We start from the raw sequence: 20114 nt of genomic DNA on the forward strand, positions 1-20114 counted from the left end.
TTCGATAGTGACCTGAACTTGTATAGTGACACTATCTAATCCGCGGAGTTTCTGCGAGGGGCGGCCGGTTTTGAGCAATCTGGAAGAAACCGCCGGTGACGCGCGCCAGCCCTACGGGGCGTGCTACCTCAGCCGAACCGGGCCGGACGGCTCAACCACCCAAGGCCGGACAGCTCAACCACCCAAGACCGGACGGCTCAGCCACCCAAGGCCGGACGGCTCAGCCGAACCGTCCGGAGATGTAGTCCTCGGTCCGCTTGTCCGAGGGGGTGGCGAAGATCGTCTTGGTGGCGTTCAGCTCCACCAGCCGGCCGTGCCGCTCACCTGCCTCGTCGACATCGGCGGTGAAGAAGGCGGTCCGATCCGACACCCGAGCCGCCTGCTGCATGTTGTGGGTCACGATGACGATGGCGAACTTCTCGGCGAGGATGGCCATCAGGTCCTCGATCTTGGCCGTGGCGATCGGATCCAGCGCCGAGCACGGCTCGTCCATCAGGATGACCTCCGGCTTGACCGCGATCGTGCGGGCGATGCACAGCCGCTGCTGCTGACCACCGGAAAGTGCCAGCGCGCTCTGCTTGAGCTTGTCCTTGACCTCGTCCCACAGCGCGCCGGCTCGCAGCGCCTCCTCCACCAGGTCGTCCATGTTGGGGACTTTCATGCCGGTCACCCGTGGCCCGTAGGCGATGTTGTCATAGATCGACTTCGGGAACGGGTTGGGCTTCTGGAAGACCATGCCGATGCGCCGCCGGACCTCGATGGGGTCGACCTGGGGCGCGTAGAGGTCCTGCCGCCGGTAGGAGACCTCACCGGTGACGCGGGCGCCGGGAATGAGGTCGTTCATGCGGTTCAGCGTCCGCAGCACCGTTGACTTTCCACAGCCGGACGGGCCGATCATCGCCGTGATCTGCTTGTGCCCGATGTCCATGTTCACATCGCGCACGGCCTGGTAGTCGCCGTAGTAGACCGACAGGTCCCGGATCTTGAACAGCAGGCTCTGGATCTCGGATGAGCGGGGCGTGCGAGGGGCGACCTCAGGGGTCGTCGTTATCTCCTCGGAGACCGTGCCATCGGGCATGTGTGGGGCTACCTCGGCATATCTCGGAAGCGTCAGCGGGCTGCCGACTCTGTCGGAGTGGAGTGATCGTGCCGGTTGCGATGTCTGCTTGGTCGATTCAATCATGTCAGTCACCAGCGCTTCTGATAGCGGTTTCGAAGATAGATGGCCAGCGAGTTCATCGTCAGCAGGATCACCAGCAGCACGACGCTCGCGGCCGCGGCCAGGGTCGCGAACTCCTCGCGGGACTGGCTGATCCAGTTGAAGATCTGGATCGGCAGCACCGTGAAGGAGCTTTGGATGCCGGTCGGTGTGTAGGTGATGAACGTCAGGCCGCCCAGCAGCAGCAGCGGCGCAGCTTCGCCGATCGCGCGCGACAGCGCCAGGATCGCTCCGGTGGCGGTGCCGGGAATGGCCTGGGGCATCACCTGGCGGCTGACCGTCTGCCACTTCGTCGCACCGACCGCGTAGGAGGCCAACCGGATGGAATTGGGCACCGACCGGATGGCCTCGCGAGCGGAGATCACCACGATCGGCAGCACCAGCAGCGACAGGGTCAGCGACGCCGTGAGCACCGTCTGCCCGAAGCCCAGCCCCCTTGCGATGATGCCCAGGCCGAGGATCCCGTACACGATGGACGGCACGGCCGCGAGGTTCTGGATGTTGATCTCGATCAGGCGGTTGTACCAGCGCCGGTTGTCCGCGTACTCCTCGAGGTAGATCGCCGCCAGGATGCCGGTGGGCAGGCAGTAGAGCGCCGTGAAGGCGATCACCCAGACGGTGCCGAAGATCGCCGAGCGCGCTCCGGCGTTCTGCGGGCGCCTGATCGAGGGGAAGTTGTTGAACAGCCGGCTGTCCAGCCGCGGCCAACCCCGGTAGACGATGTAACTGACCAGGATCGCCAGGAAGATGACGCCGACGGCCAGGCTGAAGATCAGGACGCCCTTGAAGACGCCTTCGCGGACCGGCACGCGGTGCCGTCGCAAGGCCTCCTCCACCCGGGGCGACGGCTCGGACTGCTGGGGCGTCAGGGTCGTCGTCACTCGTACACCTCCCGGTATTTGCGGACGAGCCGGATGCTGACGATGTTCATCAGGAACGTCAGCACGAACAGCAACGACCCGACGGCGAAGATGGTCTGGTAGCCGATCGTCCCGGTGGGCTGATCGCCGATGCCGGCCGCGGCGATGAAGGCCGTCATCGTCTGCATGCCCTCCAGCGGGTTCCACGACAGGTTCGGCTGGCCGCCGGCCGCAATCGCGACGATCATGGTCTCGCCCAGGGCTCGAGAGATCCCGAGCACGAAGGCCGCCACGATGCCTGACAGGGCCGCCGGAACGACCACCTTGGTCGCGACCTGCATCTGCGAGCTGCCCAGGGCGTAGGCGCCGTCGCGCAACGCCGACGGCACGGCGCTCATGGCGTCCTCGGACAGCGAGGCGATCGTCGGGATGATCATGATGCCCATGACGATGCCGGCTGACAGGGCGTTGAAGATGTCGGGCCCGTCACCGATCGGCCAGAACTTCCGCAGGAACGGTGTGACGGCTGCCAGGGCGAACAGGCCGTAGATGACGGTCGGAACGCCTGCCAGCACCTCGAGCACCGGCTTGAGCACGCGCCGGGTCCTCGGCTTGGCGTACTCCGACAGGTAGACGGCGGCGCCGAGGCCCAGCGGGATCGCCACCACCATCGCGATCACGGTGATCAGCAGCGTCCCGGCCACCAGCGGCAGCACGCCGAACTTGGCGTCGGCGAACAGCGGCGCCCACTCGGTGCCGGTCAGGAACTCCTTCAGACTGACCTCGCCGAAGAACTCCAAGGTCGGCTCCAGCAGCGCGATGACGATGCCGACCGTCGCGGCGACCGAGAACAGCGCGGCCCCGAACAGCAATGCCTTGATCAGGTTTTCCCCGACATGGCTACGCTGCCGGCCCAGGCCTCCATCCTCTGGAGGCCTGGGCTCGGCAGTCGTGGAATCGGCCAGGCTGGTGCTCACTACTTGGCCGAGTTCTTCAGCTTCTCGAGTGCCGTCTTCAGCTCTGACTCCTGGGTCTCGTTCAGCGGGATGAACTTGCTCTCCTCCGCGATCTGCTTGTGACTGGCGACGTAGTACTCGACGAAGCTGAGGGCCTCGGGCCGCTGCAGCGCCTTGGCGCTGGGGTAGATGTAGAGCGGGCGGCCCAGTGGCTTGTAGCTGCCGTCCTGGACGGTGTCGACGCTGGGCGCGACGCACCCCTCGCCGCCGTCGATCTGCAGGGCCTTCAGCTTGCTGGCGTTCTCCTCGAAGTAGGAGAACCCGAAGTAGCCCATGCCGCCCTTGGACCCGCTCACTCCCTGCACCGTGACGTTGTCGTCCTCGGTCGCCTGGTAGTCGGTGCGGCTGGCGTCCTCCTCGCCGTTGATCTCGGCGGTGAAGTAGTCGAAGGTTCCCGAGTCGGTGCCGGGTCCGAAGAGCTTCAGTGACTCGTTCGGGAACTTGGGGTCGACCTGGTTCCAGTTGCTGACCTTCGAACCGGGCTCCCAGATCTTCTTCAGCTGCGCCAGCGTCAGGCAGTCCACGAAGTCGTTGTCCTTGCTGACGACCACCGTCAGCGCGTCGTTGGCCACCTTGAACTCCTCGAAGGCGATGCCGGCCTTGTCGCAGGCCGCCTTCTCCTTGTCCTTGATCGGCCGGGACGCGTTTGAGATGTCGGTCTCGCCGCGGCAGAACTTCTCGAAGCCGCCGCCGGTGCCGGACGTGCCGACCGTGACGTTCACGCCCGAGTGCTTCTCCTGGAACAGCTCAGCCGCCACCGTGCTGAGCGGGGCGACCGTGCTCGAGCCGTCGACCTTGATGCTGCCGGAGAGGTTGGCGCTCGACGAGCTGCCACCGTCACCACCGGCGTCGGTCGAATTGCCGGCTTCGGCGCCGCCACAGGCAGCCAACGCCAGCACCAGCACCGGAGTGATTAGAACAGGGGACCACAGGCCCCGCCGCCTACTTGACACGATGAATCGCTGCCCTCTCGATATGTCGGTGCCACTGGCACTCGACAACTTGGTCACCGATCCGTTGCCGGCGACTGAGAACGATCAAAGTCGCCCCAGATGAACAGCCGGCTAACGAAAGCGGGCCGCAGCGCGAACCCTCGTTGAGACCTCACTCGTGAAGTTGACGGCCCGGCGAAGTCGCCCTAACGGGGGCGGCTGCCTCAGCCGGCGGCGAACTGGATGTCGCGGGCGAAGACCGTGAAACCGATGCCCTCGTAGAGGCCGCGAGCGGCGTCGTTGTCGGCCTCCACGTAGAGCAGCACGGCGCCCAGCCCCCGGTCCCGCAGGTGGCGCAGGCCGGCGCCGAGCAGCGCCTTGCCCAGCTTGAGGCCCTGGGCGGCCGGGTCGACGCCGAGCACGTACACCTCGCCCATGGGCTCGGAGGTATCGGTGTGCACCTTCGTCCAGTGGTAGCCGAGCAGTTGGGAGTCCCGGACGGCGAGCAGGAAGCCGGCCGGGTCGAACCAGGGCGCGGCGATCCGGTCGGCCAGATCTGCCTGGCTCCAGCGGCCCTGCTCCGGATGCGAGGCGAACGCGCGAGCGTTGACTGCCAGCCAGGCCTGGTCATCAGAGCCCGGCTGGAACGTCCGGATGCTGACACCGTCGGGAAGTTGGGGCTCGGGCAGCTCCAGGTCGGGAAGGGACCGGCGCATCTGCAGCAGGGTGCGGACCGGTTGCCAGCCGGCCTGGGCGGCGGCCTGGGCGGCGACGCTGTTGCGCCCGTGCGCCCACAGCCGCAGCCGGCTCGGATCGACCAGCCGGCCGGCGGCCTCGAGCAGTTCGGCCGCCACCAGCGGATCGGTGGCCACCAGCTCCACGGCGTGCGCCTGCTCGCCCGGGTCGAGCTGGGCGTAACCGAGCAGCGTCGGGTCCTGGTCCTCGCTCTGGTGATAGGACTCCTGCTGGTACACCAGGTGGCGCACCGGCGGGCCGGCCGCCAGCCGCAGCAGGGCCTGCTCGCTCAGCGGTGGGGTGTCGGCCGAGTCCGGACTCAGCCGGGCCAGCTTGCGGATCGCCTCAACGGCGGCCGGGGTGAGAGCGGCAACGTCGGAGATCGGCGAGGTCACGGGGTAAGGCTAGCGGCCCGGCCTGCCGGGTGGCCCTCCTCTGCTGAACCCCCGCCCCTGGCCCGCAGCCCCGGTTCGGCGGGCTTGACGAACTTGTAGCCGACGTTGCGGACGGTGCCGATCAGCGCCTCGTACTCAGAGCCCAGCTTGGCGCGCAACCGGCGCACGTGCACGTCGACCGTGCGGGTGCCGCCGAAGTAGTCATAGCCCCACACCTCCTGTAGCAGGTGCGAGCGGGTGAACACCCGGCCGGGGTGCTGGGCCAGGAACTTCAGCAGCTCGAATTCCTTGTAGGTCAGGTCGAGGAGGTGGGACTTCAACTTGGCGGTGTAGGTGGCCTCCTCGATGGTGAGGTCACCGACCTTGACCACACCGGGCTCGGTCTCGGCCGCCGTGGTGCGCCGGGACAGCGCCAAGCGCAACCGGGCGTCGACCTCGGCCGGCCCGGCGGTGTCCAGCAGCACGTCATCGACCGCCCAGTCCGCCGACAGCGCGACCAGGCCGCCTTCTTTCAGCACCGCGAGAACGGGCAGGTTCACCCCGGCGGTGACCAGCACCTTGGTGAAGGCCCGGGCGCCTGCCAGGTTGAACCGGCCGTCGATCAGCACGGCGTCGGCGCTGGTGCTCAGCAGCGGGCTGACGTCGAATCCGGCGACGGTGACCTGGTGCCCGAGCAGCCCGAGGGCTGGAAGCACCTCGGTGGTCGGCTGCGCTGCCGTGGTGAGGAGGAAGATCTCCATGACGCCTCCCGGCTCGGCCGGTAGTAACTGCAACAGGGAACAATGTTCCCATGACCAGGGGTCCGGAACCTGTGCGACTTCGGACAGCGGACAGCATTGTTCTATCCGCTGACTATTACGCCGGTGTTTCCGGCGGCCCTTCCTACCTGCTCGGCCATGGCTTCACCGGGTCCTCCCGCACTCCCAACGTGGTGCGGATCGCCGAGCGGTTGCGCGAGCTGGGCGGCTCGGTGCTGGTGCTGAATTTCAGGGGGCACGGGGCCTCGCAGGGCATGTCGACCATCGGCGTGGACGAGGTCGCCGACGTCGAGGCGGGGGTGGGTTGGCTCCGCGCCGAACGTCCGGATGTGCCGGTCGTCACAGTCGGCTTCTCGATGGGCGCCTCGATCATGATCCGGTACGCGGGCCTGGGCGCGAACCCCGAGGCCGTGGTGGCCGTCAGCGGGCCCGGGCGGTGGTACGAGCGCGGCACCGACCCGATGCGCCGGCTGCACTTCGGTGTCGAGACCCGGCTGGGCCGGCTGGTGCTGCACCGGGCGTTCCGGACCAGGGTCGGCGGCGGCTGGGACGTGCTGCCCGCCTCACCGGTGGAGCTGGCTGCCTCGATCAGCGCGCCGCTGCTCGTGGTGCACGGCGACGCCGATCCCTATTTCGGCGTCGAGCACGCCCGGATGCTGGCCGCCGCCGCGGCGCGCTCCGAGCTGTGGATCGAGCCCGGCCTGGGACACGCCGAGAACGCCATGACCGATCAACTGCTCGAGCGCATCCACGGCTGGGTCCGCCGCACGGTCGGGACGTCTGCGACCATGAACCCGTGACCCCGGACACCTCAGCGCCACCGGACACCCCGGCTACGCCGGATCCCTCGGCCACACCGGACCCCTCGGCCACGTCAGATGCCTCGGGGACGCCGGGTGTCTCGGGGACGCCGGACTCCCCGGCGACGCCGCGAGGCACGGCCGCCGCCGTGCAGATCCAGCTGGCGGTGCTCACCGCGCTGGCCGGCGGGGTGCTGGCCGCCGGGTCCTATCTCGGCACGGTGGCGCTGCTGGTCGCGATCTGCCTGGTGCAGCTGCTGCTGACGGTCAGCTGGCTGTTCGGCACCTCGGTGCCCGGACGCAAGGGCGGCCTGGTGCTGGCGGTGCTGGCTGCCGGGGGCGCCGACGCGGCCATCATGTACTGGCCCGACAGCGGCTACTCCCCGGTGCTGGGAGTGCTGGGGATGGCGGTTCCACTGCTGTTCCTGCACCAGCTCGCCCGAGGTGTGGTGCGCACCCGGGTGCTGGAGTCGCTGGCCGACATCACCGTGCTGGTGGTCGCGCTGATCGCCCTGACCGGCCTGATCGTGCTGCGCCGGCAGGGCAACGGTGACATCCTGACGCCCGCGGTGCTCGGCGCGATCACCGCCGGCCTGGTGGCCAGCCACTTCACCGACGCGATCTTCCCCGCGCCCCGGTTCGACCCCGCGGTCGATCGGGGACTGCCCGCCGTGGTCGTCGGGGTCCTGGTCGGGGGCGCGGTCGGCCTGCTCGGCCTGAACCGGGTGATCGACTTCGCCGGTGGCCGTGCCGCGTTCGTCGGCGCCGCGATCGCCGCGGTGGCCTGCCTGCTGTCCATCGCGGCCTCCTTCAGCGGGGTGCACTCGGGCCTGGCCCCGGCAGGCACGGCCGGACCCGCCGGACCGGCTGTCCGGCTGCGCCCGGTGGCGGCGGTGCTGATGACGCTGGCGCTGAGCACGCCGGCCGCCTACGTCCTGGTCAACGCGCTCTCAGGCTGAGCGCCAACCCGCACTTGGCCGGTTCCGGCCCGGGTGGCTAGTCTGGAATCATTATGGGTCAGCTGCTCACCTCTCGCCGCGCGGTGGATCTGTGCCGCGTCGGCAGCGCGCTGTGTCCGCTTCTCTGATCGGGTAGCCCCGCGCCGGCGTAACGCCGCCAGACTGCCCCCGCCCCCCACCACCGCGTGCTCGGCGGCAAAGTGTGACCCTGCCAACCTGTGCCGGTTCCGTCGAATATCTCCCTTTACCCATCAAGGAGAAAACATCATGAGCCGCTCCGAAGTGCTCGTCTCGGCCGATTGGGTCGAGCAGAATCTCAACACCCCGGGCGTGGTGATCGTCGAGGTCGACGAAGACACCGCCGCCTACGACACCGGCCACATCACCGGTGCCGTGAAGCTGGACTGGAAGACCGAACTGCAGGACCCGGTGGTGCGCGACGCGGTCAGCAAGCAGGACTTCGAGAAGCTGCTGTCGGCCAAGGGCATCAGCAACGACGACACCGTGGTGCTCTACGGCGGCAACAACAACTGGTTCGCCGCCTACGCGTACTGGTACTTCAAGCTCTACGGCCACAACGACGTCAAGCTGCTCGACGGCGGCCGCAAGAAGTGGGAACTCGAGGGCCGCGAGCTGTCCAAGGACGAGGTCAACCGCCCGGCCACCGAGTACCACGCCCAGGACCAGGACCTGTCGATCCGGGCCTTCCGCGACGAGGTCGTGGCCGCGATCGGCGCCAAGAACCTGGTGGACGTCCGCTCGCCCGACGAGTTCTCCGGCAAGCTGCTGGCCCCGGCGCACCTGCCGCAGGAGCAGTCCCAGCGCGGTGGCCACATTCCGACGGCGGTGAACGTGCCGTGGTCCAAGGCGGCCAACGAGGACGGCACCTTCAAGTCCGACGACGAGCTGACCCAGCTCTACCGCGAGGCCGGGCTGGACACCAGCAAAGACACCATCGCCTACTGCCGGATCGGTGAGCGCTCCAGCCACACCTGGTTCGTGCTGCACGAACTGCTCGGGCACCCCGACGTCAAGAACTACGACGGGTCCTGGACCGAGTACGGCTCGCTGATCGGCGTGCCGATCGAGAAGGGGGCCTAGCGAGTGAGGATCGCAGCGAGCGTCAGCGAGCAAGGACCGGAGCGAGCGCCCGATGAGCGCTCGCGCGAAGAGGGAGAGAACTGAGCATGTGCGCAGCCCCGCCCCAGACGCCCACGCTGCCGGCCAACGTCGACCTCGAGAAGGAGACCGTGATCTACGGAACCGTCTCCAAGGACGACGCGCCGGTGTCGGGGGCCTACGTCCGGCTGCTCGATTCCACCGGTGAGTTCACCGCCGAGGTGCTCACCTCGGCCACCGGCGACTACCGGTTCTTCGCCGCGCCGGGCGACTGGACGCTGTCGGTGCTGCACAACTCCGGTTCGGCGCGCCAGCCGGTCGGCGCGACGGGACCCGGCCTGGTAGAGGCCTCACTCGTCCTGTCCTAACCGGCCGCAGGCACGGGTCGGCATTGCACGGGTCGGCATTGTGCGGCCCGAAACGTCGTGATCACCGCCTGAGCAGCGACGTTTCGGGCCGCACAATGGGTCTTCGGCTGAGCCGGCGGCGGCTGGGTCAGTAGACCAGCGCCTGGACGTTCGGCTGCAGGATCTCGTCGACGAAGGTGGCCGCTCCGGCGATCCGGACACCGGGGATCAGCTGATCCTGCGTGATGGCCCGCCGCTGCGCGCACTGGGTGCACACGGTCAGCGTGCCCAGGTCGAGCACGGCGTCGCGCAGCTGCGCCAGCGGCGCCGAATGCGGCAGCACGAAGCTCTCGGCCCGGTCGGGCAGGCCGAACCAGGCGGCGTCGCCGGTCAGCCAGAGCGAGACGCCGGCCCCGGCGGCGGTCGCGGTGGCGGCGACGGTGAATGCCTGCGCGCACCGCTCGGCGTCCTCGGCTCCGGCGGTGCACTTGATGATGAGAGTGCTGGGCAAGATCGGCGTACGGGGCGGTGTGCTCACAGCGACTATCCTCCGCTCATGGAGTCGTTTTTCATCATCCTGCTCATCGTCGCCTTCCTGGCGATCGGCGGTATGGCTGCCCTGATCGTGGGCAAGCTGTTCGCGGGCCAGCAGTAGGTGTCCCAACCCCCTCCTGCCGCCGGCTCGCCGCGGCACACCGCGCCCGGGGCCACCGCGTCCGAAGCCACCGCTGCCGTGCCCGAGCCGGCCGACACCACCGACCTGCGGGCCGGGCCTGAGATCAATCCGGCGCTGCTGGCGGTGCTGGGGCTGGTCGGGCGCTGGTCGGGTTTCGGCAACGGCCTCAAGCCGGGGACCGGCGAGGAGTTCCGGTACGCCCAGCGGGTGAGTTTCGCCCATGACGGCCGGCCGTTCCTGTCCTACGAGTCGCGCACCTGGCTGCTCAACCCGGACGGTTCGGTGCTGCGGCCGGCGTTCCGCGAGAACGGCTTCCTGCGGATGGGCAGCGGTCAGGACGAGCTGGAGCTGGTGCTGGCGACCGCGGTGGGCATCGTCGAGGTGTTCACCGGGCTGGCCGGCGATTCGCGCTGGGAGCTGGCCACCGCCGGCGTGGGCTTCACCCGATCGGCCAAGCAGGTCGCCGGCGAGCGCCGGCTGTACGCACTCAGCGGCGAGCAGCTGATGTACGCCCAGGAGCTGGCGCTGACCGAGGGGGACTACCGGCCACACCTCAACGCCAGCCTGACTCGCGACTGATCGGGCGCGGGTCCGGGCAGGGTGAAAAGGGTCCGGACATGTGAAAACCCCGAGCCGGTTCACGGTGAACCTGCTGCCGGTCGGACAAGCCCGGCGACTCGGGGTTTCAGAAAGTCACCGGACTAACCGGCGACCTCCTTAGGTGTCCGAGAAAGCATCAAAGTTCTGGACCACCTCCTTTCCCTTACGCCACCCAAGATACTTCGCGGCACCGGATCAGGCCAGTCCTTTTGGTCGAGTTGCCAATACCATGGACAGATCATGGCCCACCAGCATCCCGCGTCGCCTGATTCGCTGGCCAGCCGGCTTCGCGAGCGCGGCCTGCGGATGACTCCGCAGCGTGAGCGCGTTATGGCTGCCGTGACGCAACTCGTGCATGCCACCCCCGACCAGGTCGCCGACGCGGTGCCCGAGGTCGACCTGACCACGGTGTACCGGACGCTGGAAGTCCTGGAGCAGATCGGCATGCTGGCCCACACCCACCTCGGGCACGGACCGCCGTACTACCGGCTGGCAGGTGATGACCACGTGCACGTGGTCTGCCACCACTGCTCGTCCGTGGTCGACGCCCCGGCGGGACTGGCCGACGAACTGGCTGCCCGGCTGCTTGCCGAGCGCGGTTTCGTGCTGGACCGCTCGCACTTCACCGTCTTCGGCGCCTGTGCCGACTGCGCTGCCCGCACTGCCAGCAACGCCGGAGGAACCCGTGACTGACTACCGCTCGCCGCTGCTGGACTGGCCCGGCGCCGTCGAGGCCGGTGGCGCGGACGCCGGGACCGCCTGGCACTACGGCGACCCGCTCGGCGAGCAGCGCCGGGCAGTGGCCGGGGCCGGCCTGGTCGACGGCTCGCACCGTGACGTGCTGGTGGTGCCCGGGCCTGATCGGCTGGACTGGCTGCACGCGATCTGCTCCCAGCACCTGAGCGCGCTGACCGACGGCGACTCCACCGAGGCGCTGGTGCTCTCACCCAACGGCCACGTCGAGCAGCACTGGCAGCTCACCGAACTCGGCGGCCAGGTCTGGATCGACACCGAGCCCGGGGCGGCGGACGAGGTGCTCGGCTACCTGCTCAAGATGCGCTTTCTCAAGCGGGTGGAGCCGGCCGTGGTCACCGCCGGGTTCGCGGTGCTGTCCCTGGTCGGTCCGAAGGCGGCCGAGGTGCTCGAACGGGCCGGCCTGCCGGTGCCGACGACCAGGGCGGTCGCGTTACCCGGTGCCGGCTTCGTGCGTCCGGCGCTGTCGGCCGGCGGCCCGGTGGACCTGATCGTGGAACGTGTCGAGCTGCCCGCGATCGCGGACCGGCTGCGCGAGGCCGGGGCGCACCCGACCGGCAGCTGGGCCGCCGCCGCGCTGCGGGTCGAGCGCCGCCGGCCACGGCTGGGCGCCGACACCGACCACCGCACGCTGGCCCACGAGGCGGGCTGGATCGGCTCGGCGGTGCACCTGGACAAGGGCTGCTACCGCGGCCAGGAGACGGTCGCCCGGGTGCAGAACCTGGGCAAGCCGCCGCGCCGGCTGGTGCTGCTGCAGCTGTCCGGGGATTCTGAGCAGCTGCCGTCGCCCGGTAGCCCGGTCGAGCGCGACGGCCGGACGGTCGGCTTCGTCGGCACTGCGGTGCAGCACCACGAGCTCGGGCCGATCGCGCTGGCCATCGTCAAGCGGGGCCTGACCGATCAGGACGTCCTCAGCGTGCCGGGGCATTCGGCGGTGCTCGACCCGGCGGACGCGGTCGTTGAGCTGCCTACCGGCTTCGCAGGCCGGGCCGGCAGCACAGCCACCACCGCCTGAGGATGTTGCTGGTCGGGCAGGTTCGGCGTCGTCAGTCGCTGAGAAACAGGGTCCTGTATGCCGGCCCGTCGATGCGGTGCCTATGTGCGGCCCAGCTTAGGGACGACCAGAACCCGTCGGCATCCTCCGATAACGCAGCCAGCCTGGTGCTTGGATACTCGGCGGCTATCGCTTGTACGGCGGCGCGGCCGACGCCTCTTAGACGAAGATCGCCGCGCACTTCAAGCCGGTCGATTTCCGTCCATCCCTGCGGCGGGGCAATTGCACCGTAGTACTCGCCAACGTGGGATCCCGGCATGATCTTTGCGCGGGCTACTTCGGTGTCATCGCTGCGCAGGGACAGCCAGTCGTGGTCGGTGCGCACAGTGTGCCCCCACCAATGGTCGGTGAATCCGACGTGATCGCGGAATGGAGGCTGCCGCACCCGTCCTCCCAGGACGATGGCCCGCAGCCGCAGCACGTCGAGAACCATCCGGTTAGTGTGGCGGGCCGCGGCAAGCTGGCGGCAGTGACGCGCGGGCCGCGCGACGGGTTCAATCGCAAACGTCGCGGCAGTTTCCGGGCGACAAGTTGCGCGCGCTGACGCACAGGGTCGCGAGGAGCACCAGCTAGTAGCCTGCATCGATGGAGCCCATTCCGCTCTCGTCGCTGCTTGGCTCGGCCGTAGACCCAGCACAGTGCAAACTCCACTGCGCCGTCTTCAACGGCGAGCACTATCCGATCGATGTGTTGAGCAATGACCCTCACGAATGGGAGAAGTGGAACCGCTGGCGGGGCCCTAGAAACGACTTCAATCGTCAGTTCATCTTCTCCCTTGCGCAGGATCGCCACGATCCCAATCTGTGGCTGTTCGGCGGCGTCTTTGAGGTGCTGGTGCGACGCGGTACGCCTGGCGAGCACTCCTATGACATCACGCTGCGCGAGGACATGATGGGGCCGTTCATTCGACGTCTCTTCATTCATCTGGCGCTTACCGGTCGACAGGTTCGGCGCGCCATGGAAGGGTGCATAGATGCCATGACGGTGGCGTCGATCCTCCCGGAGCCGCATGTCGGCGATCCCTTCCCAGGGCACGACCGGATCAATCACTCGCTGGCCGAGATCCAGCTCATCGTCAGCCAGAACCGGCCTGACTGGCGGATCGCGCTCGAGAACATGAAAGGCGTCTACGTCATCCACGATCGCCTCACCGGAGAACCGTACGTCGGCTCTGCATACGGCGACACAGGCATCTGGCAGCGTTGGGCCCGCTACGCCGAATCACTCCATGGCAACAACGTCGGTTTGCGCGCGTTAGTCGACGGCAGGGGCGTCGACTATGTTCGCCAGAACCTGATGTTCGCGCTCCTCGAGTTCTGGTCGATGCGAACCGAAGACCAGCACGTTCTCGACCGAGAGACTTATTGGAAAGGTGTGTTGCTGTCCCGGTCGTTCGGCCACAATAAGAACTAGCCTTGCTTGCGAGTGACAGCGCTGCCGCTTGAACCGGCCGCGCCGATCTGTCCGGCGGGTGTGGTTGCCATCGCCGGGAAGGCTGGGTAGTAGTGGATTCATGACACGTTTCGGCTACACCCTGATGACGGAGCAGAGCGGTCCGAAGGAGCTGGTGCGCTACGCCGTCGGAGCCGAGCAGGCGGGCTTCGATTTCGAGGTCTCCAGCGACCACTACTTCCCCTGGCTGGACGCGATGGGGCACGCTCCCTACGCCTGGTCGGTGCTGGGCGCGGTCGCCCACGCCACCGAGCGGGTCGACCTGATGACCTACGTGACCTGCCCGACGATGCGCTACCACCCGGCGGTGGTCGCGCAGAAGGCCGCCACCGTGGCATTGCTGGCCGACAACCGGTTCACCCTCGGGCTGGGATCGGGCGAGAACCTCAACGAGCACGTGATCGGCGAGGGCTGGCCGGCCGCGGCGGTCCGGCAGGACATGCTGGCCGAGGCGGCCCAGATCATCCGCGCGCTGCACACCGGCGAGCTGACCACCTGGGTGGGGGAGTACTTCAGGGTGGACTCGGCCAAGGTGTGGGACTGCCCCGACGCCGGGGTGCCGCTGGCCATCGCGGTGTCCGGCGTCCGGTCGATCGCCGAGTTCGCGCCGCTGGCCGACCACATGGTCGGGATCGAGCCGGAGCCCGAGCTGATCGAGGGCTGGGACCAGACCCGCGAGGACGCCGGTCTGCCGGCCAGCCGCAAGATCGGCCAGGTCCCCATCTGCTGGGGACCGGACAAGGACGCGGCGATCGCCCACGCGCACGAGCTGTTCCGGTGGTTCGGCGGCGGCTGGGCGGTCAACGCCGACCTGCCGACGCCGGCCGGCTTCGAGGGCGCCAGCCAGTTCGTCCGGCCCTCGGACGTGGCCGAGGCGATCGCCTGCGGTCCGGACCTCGACGAGCTCGTCGAGTCGGTCCGGCCCTTCTGGGAGGCCGGCTACACCGACGTGGCCCTGGTGCAGGTGGGTGATGAGAACCAGCAGGAATTCCTGGACAAGGTCGCCGAGCCGCTGCTGGAGAAGTTGCGAGCCGCGGCCGGCTCCTGAAGCGCGTGCCGGCGCCTGCCGAACAGCTGGTTGACAGCTGGGTAGGCTGGAATTCCGGGCAGAGAGGGATCACGGGCGTGAACCTGCGAAAGACCTTGCTGTCATGGCCGGTTCTGCGTCAGATCGGCGAAGGTGACGCCCTGGGACGCGGCAGGGCAGTGCGGTCCGCGCACACCGCCAACCTCACCGCCCGCACCGAGACCGCCGACCGGACGGTCAAGAGCGTCTGCCCGTACTGCGCGGTCGGCTGCGGCCAGCGGGTCTACGTCAAGGACGAGAAGGTCATCGGGATCGAGGGTGACCCGGACTCACCGGTGAGCCGCGGCCGGCTCTGCCCGAAGGGCTCGGCCAGCGAGCAGTTGGTGAACTCCCCCGGCCGGCAGACCGCGATGCTGTACCGGCGTCCGGGCGGCGCCGACTGGGAGCCGCTGGATCTGGAGACCGCGACCGACATGATCGCCGACCGGGTGATCGCGACCCGGGCCCGCACCTGGCAGGACACCGACTCCCACGGCCGTCCGTTGCGCCGCACGCTCGGGCTGGCCTCACTGGGCGGGGCAACGCTGGACAACGAAGAGAATTACCTGATCAAGAAGCTGTTCACCGCTCTGGGCGCCATCCAGATCGAGAACCAGGCCCGCATTTGACACAGCGCCACCGTCCCCAGTTTGGGGGCCTCGTTCGGACGTGGCGGCGCCACCTCCTTCCTGCAGGACCTGCAGAACTCTGACTGCATCGTCATCCAGGGCTCGAACATGGCCGAATGCCATCCGGTCGGGTTCCAGTGGGTGATGGCTGCCAAGGCGCGCGGCGCGAGGATCATTCACATCGACCCGCGCTACACCCGCACCTCGGCGCTGGCCCACCAGCACGTGCCGCTGCGGGCCGGAAGCGATATCGCCTTTCTCGGCGGCATCATCAACTACATCCTCTCGAACGAGAAGTACTTCCGCGAGTACGTGGTGGCCTACACCAACGCAGCCACCCTGCTGCGCGAGGACTTCCAGGACGTCGACGAGCTGGACGGGGTGTTCTCCGGCTATGACCCCGAGACCGGGCTGTATGACACCACCACCTGGACCTACCAGGGACAGGGCGATACGCCGGCGGCCGGCTCGCGAGCCGATGACGCCGGCAGCGGCGGCAGCGGGCAGGAGAGCGAGCTGTCCCAGAGCGAGCGCGGCGGCGGGCACGAGCTGGGCGGGCACGGCGCGAAACTCGAGCACGTCGGCGTCGAGCGTGATGAGACCCTGACGCACCCGCGCTCGGTGTTCCAGGTGCTCAAGCGGCACTACGCCCGCTACACCCCTGAGCTGGTCGAGCAGATCTGCGGGGTCCGGCCCGAGGATTTCCTCAAGGTCTGCGAGGCGGTCACCGAGAACAGCGGCCGCGAGCGCACCACCGCGTGGGTGTACTCGGTCGGCTGGACCCACCACACGGTCGGCGTGCAGTACATCCGCGGGTCGGCGATCATCCAACTGCTGCTGGGCAATATGGGCCGGCCCGGTGGCGGGATCATGGCGCTGCGCGGGCATGCCAGCATCCAGGGCTCGACCGACATCCCGACCCTGTTCAACCTGCTGCCGGGTTACCTGCCGATGCCCAAGGCTGGCGAGCACGACGATCTGCAGTCCTACCTCGACACCATCCGCAGCCCCGAGCAGAAGGGGTTCTGGGCCGAGGCCGAGTCCTACACGGTCAGCCTGCTCAAGTCCTACTGGGGTGCGGCGGCGACGCCTGAGAACGAATTCGCCTTTCAGTACCTGCCCAAACTGACCGGTGACCACGGCACCTACCAGACCGTGATGGACATGCTCGAGGGCAAGGTCGAGGGCTACTTCCTGCTCGGCCAGAACCCGGCGGTCGGCTCGGCGCACGGCAGGATGCAGCGGCTGGCGATGGCACGGCTGAAATGGCTGGTGGTGCGCGACCTGAACCTGATCGAGTCGGCGACGTTCTGGAAGGACGGGCCCGAGATCGAGACCGGCGAGCTGCGCACCGGCGACATCGACACCGAGGTGTTCTTCTTCCCGGCGGCCTCGCACGTGGAGAAGGACGGCACCTTCACCCAGACCCACCGGATGCTGCAGTGGCACCACAAGGCTGTCGCCCCGCCCGATGACTGCCGCAGCGAGCTGCACTTCTTCTTCCACCTCGGCCGCAAGATCCGCCAGCGGCTGGCCGGTTCCACCGACGAGCGCGACCGCCCGATCCTCGACCTGACCTGGGACTACCCGGTCGACGCCGAAGGCGACCCGTCCGCCGACGCCGTGCTGCGTGAGATCAACGGCAGCCACCTCAGCGGTGCGAAGGCCGGCCAGCCGCTCAACCTCTTCACCGAGATGAAGGCCGACGGCTCCACCTCGGGCGGTTGCTGGATCTACTGCGGGGTTTATGCCGACGGCGTCAACCAATCAGCGCGCCGCAAGCCCGGCCAGGAGCAGTCCTGGGTCGCTCCGGAGTGGGGCTGGGCGTGGCCGGCCAACCGGCGCACCCTCTACAACCGGGCCGCCGCCGATCCCAACGGCAAGCCGTGGAGCGAGCGCAAGGCCTACGTCTGGTGGGACGCCGCACAGCAGCGCTGGACCGGTCACGACGTGACGGACTTCCCGGCCGACCGGGCGCCCTCCTACCGGCCGCCCGAGGGCGCCACCGGCGTGGCCGCGCTCGCCGGTGACGATCCGTTCATCATGCAATCCGACGGCAAAGCCTGGCTGTACGCGCCGGAGGGAATCCTGGACGGCCCGCTGCCGGCGCACTACGAGCCGGCCGAGTCGCCGGTACGCAACCCGATGTACCGGCAGCAGGCCAACCCGACCAGGCAGGTCTTCCCGCGGCCGGACAACCTGCAGAACCCGTCACCGCCCGAGCCGCACGCCGACGTTTTCCCTTATCTGTTCACCACCTACCGGCTCACCGAGCACCACACCGCCGGTGGCATGAGCCGGTGGTTGCCCTACCTGTCCGAGCTGCAACCGGAGTTCTTCTGCGAGGTGTCACCGCAACTGGCGCGCGAGCGCGGTCTGCGCCACCTCGGCTGGGCGACCATCGTCACCGCCCGGACCGCCATCGAGGCTCGGGTGCTGGTCACCGAGCGGGTGGTGCCGCTGCTGATCGACGGAAAGCAGATCCATCAGATCGGCCTGCCCTATCACTGGGGTGTCGGCAGTTCGGCGCTGGTCTCCGGTGACTCGGCCAACGACCTGTTCGGTGTCACGCTCGATCCGAACGTGCACATCCAGGAGACCAAGGTGGCCAGCTGCGACATCCGCGCCGGCCGCCGGCCGACCGGGCCGGCACTGTTGAGCTTCGTAGCCGAGTACCACCGCCGGGCCGGGATCACCGTCCAGACCGGGAACACCCAGCGCACGCCTGTGGAATCGCTGCCGGCCGAATCGCAGGAGGACTGATGCCAAGCCTGTCCGGTCCGCTCGATGACCCCGCCGCCGACGCCGGTTGGCAGGATTCCCAGCCACGCAAGGGATTCTTCACCGACACCTCGGTCTGCATCGGCTGCAAGGCGTGCGAGGTGGCCTGCAAGGAGTGGAACGGGGTGCCCGAGGACGGGCTCAACCTGCTGGGTTCCTCCTATGACAACACCGGTTCGCTGAGCGCCTCGACCTGGCGGCACGTGGCCTTCATCGAGCAACCCCGCAAGCCGGCGTCCAGCACCGTCAGCCTGGGGATGCCGAGCACGGTGCGGCCGGGGGAGGAGATGAGCCCGGACTCGCTCACCGACTTCCGCTGGCTGATGTCCTCTGACGTGTGCAAGCACTGCACCCACGCCGGCTGCCTGGACGTCTGCCCGACCGGGTCGCTGTTCCGCACCGAGTTCGGCACCGTCGTGGTGCAGGACGACATCTGCAACGGTTGCGGTTACTGCGTGCCGGCCTGCCCGTTCGGGGTGATCGACCGGCGGATCGGTGAGCAGGGGCAGAAGAACGTCGGCATCGCGCAGAAGTGCACGCTCTGCTACGACCGGATCGGGGCCGGCAAGACGCCGGCCTGCGCCCAGGCCTGCCCCACCGAGTCGATCCAGTTCGGTGACCTGGACGAGCTGCGCGAGCGGGCCGCCGACCGGCTGGCCACGTTGCACTCCCAAGGGGTGGACTCGGCCCGGCTCTACGGCGAGAGCCCGGACGACGGGGTGGGCGGGGCCGGAGCCTTCTTCCTGCTGCTGGACGAGCCGGAGGTCTACGGCCTGCCGCCGGACCCGGTGGTGCCGACCCGTGACCTTGCGCAGATGTGGCGGCACGCCGCGCTGGCCGCGGCCTCGTTGTTGGCCGGCGCGGCGGCGGCCTTCCTCGGTGGCCGCCGGTGAGCGAGCACCAGGCCGAGCTGCGCGCCGAGGGCCGCGCCGACCTGCCCGTGCAGTCCACGGCCGGGACGGTCGAGGGCGGCCGGCGGCGACGACCCGGCCGGCGGCGCCGCGACGAGCACCAGATGGTGCCCGATGCCACCTTCACCTCCTACTACGGCCGGCCGGTGGTCAAGGCTTCGCCGTGGGAGGCCGACATCCCGGCCTACCTGTTCCTCGGCGGGCTGGCCGCCGGCTCGTCGCTGCTGGGCGCCGGCGCCGGGTTGACCGGCCGGCCGGCGCTGCGCCGGGCGGGCCGGATCTCGGCGCTGACCGCGATCAGCGCCAGCTTCGCCGCCCTGGTGCACGACCTGGGACGGCCGTCGAGGTTCCTCAACATGCTGCGGGTCGCCAAGCCCACCTCGCCGATGTCGGTCGGCACCTGGATCCTGACGGTGTACGGCCCGCTCGCCGGGGTGGCCGGCGCGGCCGAGCTGCTGACCCCGCTGGCCGGCAAGCTGCCGTGCTCGGTCCGGCCGCCGATCCGGTTGCTTGGCCGGTTCGCCGGACCGGCGGGGGTGGGCGCGGCGGTGGTGGCCCCGGCAGTGGCCTCGTATACCGCGGTGCTGCTGACCCACACCTCCACACCGACCTGGAGTGCCGCCCGCAAGCACCTGCCGTTCGTCTTCGTCGGCTCGGCGGCGGCGGCCTCCGGAGGGTTGGGCATGCTGCTGGCGCCGGTGTCCGAAGCCGGCCCGGCGCGGCGGCTGGCGCTCGGTGGCGCGCTGCTCGAGCTCGGCGTGGAGCGTGCGATGGAGGCGTCGATGGGCATCACCGCCGAGCCGTTGCACCTGGACACCGGCGGCGTGCTGATGCGGGCCAGCAAGACCCTTACGGTGCTCGGGGTGCTGGGCACGCTGCTCAGCCGGCGGAGCCGGGTCGCGGCGGGGCTGTCGGGAGCCGCGCTGGTGGCGGGTTCAGCCTGCACCCGGTTCGGCATCTTCGAGGCGGGGCAGGCCTCGGCGCGGGATCCGAAGTACACCGTGGTGCCGCAGCGGCGGCGGATCCAGAGCGGCGAGTCAGCCGGCGCCTGA

Annotated in this window: 20 protein-coding genes; 12 read left to right on the plus strand and 8 right to left on the minus strand. The window is 68.9% G+C overall.

Features of this window, described 5'->3' with window-relative positions:
- Window positions 1-220 precede the first annotated feature (220 nt).
- From pstB to VF557_02790, 6 genes are all read right to left on the minus strand, one after another.
- A complete protein-coding gene (gene pstB, locus VF557_02765) occupies window positions 221-1078 on the minus strand; it encodes a phosphate ABC transporter ATP-binding protein PstB (GenBank protein HEX8079112.1) in 858 nt (285 codons plus the stop codon).
- 110 nt (window positions 1079-1188) lie between these two features.
- Entirely contained in the window at window positions 1189-2100 is a 912-nt protein-coding gene (pstA, locus tag VF557_02770; GenBank protein HEX8079113.1) for a phosphate ABC transporter permease PstA, read from the minus strand.
- A complete protein-coding gene (gene pstC, locus VF557_02775) occupies window positions 2097-3056 on the minus strand; it encodes a phosphate ABC transporter permease subunit PstC (protein HEX8079114.1) in 960 nt (319 codons plus the stop codon). Before pstC ends, pstA begins: the two co-directional genes overlap by 4 nt.
- Window positions 3056-4048 carry a PstS family phosphate ABC transporter substrate-binding protein gene (locus VF557_02780; GenBank protein HEX8079115.1) on the minus strand — a complete coding sequence of 331 codons (993 nt, stop codon included), beginning with the start codon at window positions 4046-4048 and terminating at the stop codon, window positions 3056-3058. Before VF557_02780 ends, pstC begins: the two co-directional genes overlap by 1 nt.
- A gap of 203 nt (window positions 4049-4251) precedes the next feature.
- Window positions 4252-5157, minus strand: coding sequence for a mycothiol synthase (gene mshD, locus VF557_02785; GenBank protein HEX8079116.1), 906 nt, complete (start codon window positions 5155-5157; stop codon window positions 4252-4254).
- Entirely contained in the window at window positions 5154-5897 is a 744-nt protein-coding gene (locus tag VF557_02790; protein HEX8079117.1) for a response regulator transcription factor, read from the minus strand. The genes mshD and VF557_02790 overlap by 4 nt, the downstream gene beginning before the upstream one ends.
- A gap of 50 nt (window positions 5898-5947) precedes the next feature.
- Here VF557_02790 and VF557_02795 point away from each other — a divergent pair, with 50 nt between their 5' ends.
- From VF557_02795 to VF557_02810, 4 genes are all read left to right on the plus strand, one after another.
- Window positions 5948-6715 carry an alpha/beta fold hydrolase gene (locus VF557_02795; GenBank protein ID HEX8079118.1) on the plus strand — a complete coding sequence of 256 codons (768 nt, stop codon included), beginning with the start codon at window positions 5948-5950 and terminating at the stop codon, window positions 6713-6715.
- Window positions 6712-7674, plus strand: coding sequence for a hypothetical protein (locus VF557_02800; GenBank protein HEX8079119.1), 963 nt, complete (start codon window positions 6712-6714; stop codon window positions 7672-7674). The genes VF557_02795 and VF557_02800 overlap by 4 nt, the downstream gene beginning before the upstream one ends.
- 267 nt (window positions 7675-7941) lie before the next feature.
- Window positions 7942-8775, plus strand: a complete 834-nt coding sequence (locus VF557_02805) for a sulfurtransferase (GenBank protein HEX8079120.1) — start codon at window positions 7942-7944, stop codon at window positions 8773-8775.
- Between the two features lie 86 nt (window positions 8776-8861).
- On the plus strand, window positions 8862-9161 hold the full coding sequence (locus VF557_02810) for a DUF1416 domain-containing protein (GenBank protein HEX8079121.1): 300 nt from the start codon (window positions 8862-8864) through the stop codon (window positions 9159-9161).
- Window positions 9162-9288: 127 nt separating this feature from the next.
- On the opposite strand, the gene VF557_02815 is transcribed toward VF557_02810, so the two are convergent.
- Window positions 9289-9678, minus strand: coding sequence for a DsrE family protein (locus VF557_02815; GenBank protein ID HEX8079122.1), 390 nt, complete (start codon window positions 9676-9678; stop codon window positions 9289-9291).
- A gap of 117 nt (window positions 9679-9795) precedes the next feature.
- Here VF557_02815 and VF557_02820 point away from each other — a divergent pair, with 117 nt between their 5' ends.
- The 3 genes from VF557_02820 (at window position 9796) to VF557_02830 (ending at window position 12184) form a co-directional block, all read left to right on the plus strand.
- Window positions 9796-10395 carry an FABP family protein gene (locus tag VF557_02820; GenBank protein ID HEX8079123.1) on the plus strand — a complete coding sequence of 200 codons (600 nt, stop codon included), beginning with the start codon at window positions 9796-9798 and terminating at the stop codon, window positions 10393-10395.
- A 261-nt stretch (window positions 10396-10656) separates the two neighbouring features.
- The gene (locus VF557_02825) at window positions 10657-11109 is read left to right on the plus strand and encodes a Fur family transcriptional regulator (protein ID HEX8079124.1); all 453 of its coding nucleotides are present in this window, start codon (window positions 10657-10659) and stop codon (window positions 11107-11109) included.
- A complete protein-coding gene (locus VF557_02830; GenBank protein HEX8079125.1) occupies window positions 11102-12184 on the plus strand; it encodes a glycine cleavage T C-terminal barrel domain-containing protein in 1083 nt (360 codons plus the stop codon). The genes VF557_02825 and VF557_02830 overlap by 8 nt, the downstream gene beginning before the upstream one ends.
- Window positions 12185-12215: 31 nt before the next feature.
- Here the strand turns inward: VF557_02830 and VF557_02835 are convergent, their stop codons facing one another.
- Window positions 12216-12656: a hypothetical protein gene (locus VF557_02835; protein ID HEX8079126.1), complete on the minus strand. Its 441-nt coding sequence runs from the start codon at window positions 12654-12656 to the stop codon at window positions 12216-12218.
- 152 nt (window positions 12657-12808) lie between these two features.
- On the opposite strand from VF557_02835, the gene VF557_02840 reads away from it, so the two are divergent.
- From VF557_02840 to nrfD, 5 genes are all read left to right on the plus strand, one after another.
- Entirely contained in the window at window positions 12809-13636 is an 828-nt protein-coding gene (locus tag VF557_02840) for a GIY-YIG nuclease family protein (protein HEX8079127.1), read from the plus strand.
- Window positions 13637-13736: 100 nt separating this feature from the next.
- Complete coding sequence (locus VF557_02845) at window positions 13737-14723, plus strand: TIGR03557 family F420-dependent LLM class oxidoreductase (protein ID HEX8079128.1); 987 nt, start codon at window positions 13737-13739, stop codon at window positions 14721-14723.
- Between the two features lie 77 nt (window positions 14724-14800).
- On the plus strand, window positions 14801-18133 hold the full coding sequence (gene fdh, locus VF557_02850) for a formate dehydrogenase (protein ID HEX8079129.1): 3333 nt from the start codon (window positions 14801-14803) through the stop codon (window positions 18131-18133).
- On the plus strand, window positions 18133-19044 hold the full coding sequence (locus VF557_02855) for a 4Fe-4S dicluster domain-containing protein (GenBank protein ID HEX8079130.1): 912 nt from the start codon (window positions 18133-18135) through the stop codon (window positions 19042-19044). The genes fdh and VF557_02855 overlap by 1 nt, the downstream gene beginning before the upstream one ends.
- Window positions 19041-20114, plus strand: coding sequence for an NrfD/PsrC family molybdoenzyme membrane anchor subunit (nrfD, locus tag VF557_02860; protein ID HEX8079131.1), 1074 nt, complete (start codon window positions 19041-19043; stop codon window positions 20112-20114). Before VF557_02855 ends, nrfD begins: the two co-directional genes overlap by 4 nt.

The organism is Jatrophihabitans sp. (genome assembly GCA_036389035.1).
GTDB lineage: Bacteria > Actinomycetota > Actinomycetes > Mycobacteriales > Jatrophihabitantaceae > Jatrophihabitans_A.